Annotated in this window: 2 protein-coding genes; both read left to right on the top strand. The window is 64.4% G+C overall.

What is annotated here, in order from left to right:
- Positions 1-53 precede the first annotated feature (53 nt).
- Complete coding sequence (locus AWC08_RS08840) at positions 54-380, top strand: hypothetical protein (RefSeq protein WP_033711234.1); 327 nt, start codon at positions 54-56, stop codon at positions 378-380.
- Between the two features lie 386 nt (positions 381-766).
- Complete coding sequence (locus tag AWC08_RS08845; RefSeq protein ID WP_008256196.1) at positions 767-1,840, top strand: IS110 family RNA-guided transposase; 1,074 nt, start codon at positions 767-769, stop codon at positions 1,838-1,840.
- The last annotated feature ends 318 nt before the right edge of the window (positions 1,841-2,158 follow it).

Here is a 2,158-nt window from a genome sequence, read left to right on the forward strand (position 1 = left end):
CCACTACCGTTGGCGCTCACTACTACACAGCGGAGCACTCCACCAACTTGTCAATGCACTCTGAATTACGAAGAGCCATCAAACCCATCGGCTACGGCGCTGGCCGCGACGGCCAGCGCCGCCGCCTCTACGACGAGCCCATGACCCCACTGGACCGGCTGCTGGCAGCCGGGGTCCTCTCGCCAGCCCAAGAATCGGAGCTGCTTGCCTACCGCGACACCCTGAACCCCGCCGCGATCGCACGCCAGATCGCCGATCTACAAGCCGCCCTGCTCAGACTCGCCAAGAACAAGACCGAACACCTCTACCTCGCCGCCATCCCCACCGCCCTACCCGAGGTCAGATCCGGCATCCGCATCCAGAACAAGACCGCCAGTTGACCTCGTTTTCGCGGGCATTCCTTACGTGATGCATGGATCAGGTTTCGCGGGCAACTTGACGTGATGCATCACGCCCCCGACGCAGCATGTGAGAAGTTTCCTTACTGCTATTAAAGAACTACCGGCGTTTCCGCGGCCTCGCGAAGCGGGGCGTCGGTAGGGTCCGCGTCCGAACCGGTGCGGTCTGACTCATTTCTTTACCGGCCGCGAGCAGTGTGGCGTGCCTGCAATCGTCAGATCCGTCGACCGTGCCTGGTTCGGCGCGGAACCGCCGGACGGAATGACCTGATAGGAGCGCGACCAAGCATCCCGTAGCAGTATCGTCCCCGCCCGACGGCTTCGCCCTTTCACCCCATCCAGGAAATCCCGGTCACAGGAAGGCCGCAATGCAATCCACCATCGCCGCATCCACCCAACCACAGGTCACCGTCGGTGTCGACACGCACAAGCAGTTCCACGTCGCCCACGCCGCCGATCAGCTGGGCCGTCCGCTGGGCAGCCACCGCATGGCAGCCAGCACCGCCGGGTACCGTCAATTCGTGTCCTGGGCTCACGGGCTGGGCCAGCTCGTCATCGTCGGTATCGAAGGCCCCGGCCACTACGGCGCGGGCCTGGCCCGCTACCTGCGCGCCGAGGGCATCGCGGTCACCGAGGTCGGCCGCCCCAAACGGCAGCGCCGGGCACGCTACGGCAAATCCGACGACACCGATGCGGCCGGAGCCGCCGCGATCGTGTTGGCCGGCGAAGCCCTCGGCGACCCCAAGTCCGCCGACGGTGCTGCCGAAATGGTGCGGGTGCTGCGGGTGGCCCGTACCAGTGCGGTGCGCGCCCGCGCCAAGGCCTACACCGCCCTGCAGGACCTTTTGGTCACCGCTCCCGCAGCGCTGCGTGAACAGCTGGCCGGCCTCTACAAAAAGCGTCTCATCCAGGCCTGCAAACAGTTGTCTGAGTCCGAAACGCCAAGCAGTCCAACCGATGCCATCACGATGGCGATCAAATCACTGGCGGCGCGCTGCGAGCAACTCGACGTCGAAGCCGCCCGGCTCAAACACCACATCGACACCATCACCGCCACCGCCGCACCGCAGTTGCGCGCCGTCTACGGTGTTGGCCCCGACACCGCCGCCACGCTGCTGGCAGCGATCGGCGACAACCACGATCGGATCACCAGCGACGGCGCCTTCGCTAAACTCTGCGGAGTCAGCCCGCTGCAGGCCTCCAGCGGCAAAACCGTCCGACACCGACTCAACCGCGGCGGCAACCGTGATGCCAACCGGGCGCTGCATGTCATCCTGGTCGTGCGGCTGCGCCGCCACCAACCCACCCGTGACTACATGGCGCGGCGCCTCGCCGAAGGGAAAACCAAAAATGAGGTCATGCGCTGTCTCAAGCGCTACCTCGCCCGCGAAATCTTCCACGCCCTCCAACCGTCAAGAAAGGCAACAAAAATCGTTGCCTGAACATAGGAGCATCTGGAATCAAGATCGCCGAGGTCGGCAACGTGGGCTGACGGCGTTGCCGGATTCCGGGATTCACGTCGTGAGAACGAATCGTGGCGAGAGGACAGCTGCAGCCGGACACTCCTCGTCCGCGAATAAGCCCTGAGGCCAGGGGGAACCGCGGGAGCTTGACGGATCCGCCGTGTCCGCCGATACGGCACCGGGATGGCTTTTGTCTGCAGTGGAGCTTGCCTGTCTCGAATAGCAGATCCTCATCTGCGTTGATACACCGGGCGTTCGGTCGTCGCTATCTTGTCAAAGCGACCTCGAAATAATCTC

The sequence above is a fragment of the Mycobacterium gordonae genome (assembly GCF_002101675.1).
GTDB lineage: Bacteria > Actinomycetota > Actinomycetes > Mycobacteriales > Mycobacteriaceae > Mycobacterium > Mycobacterium gordonae.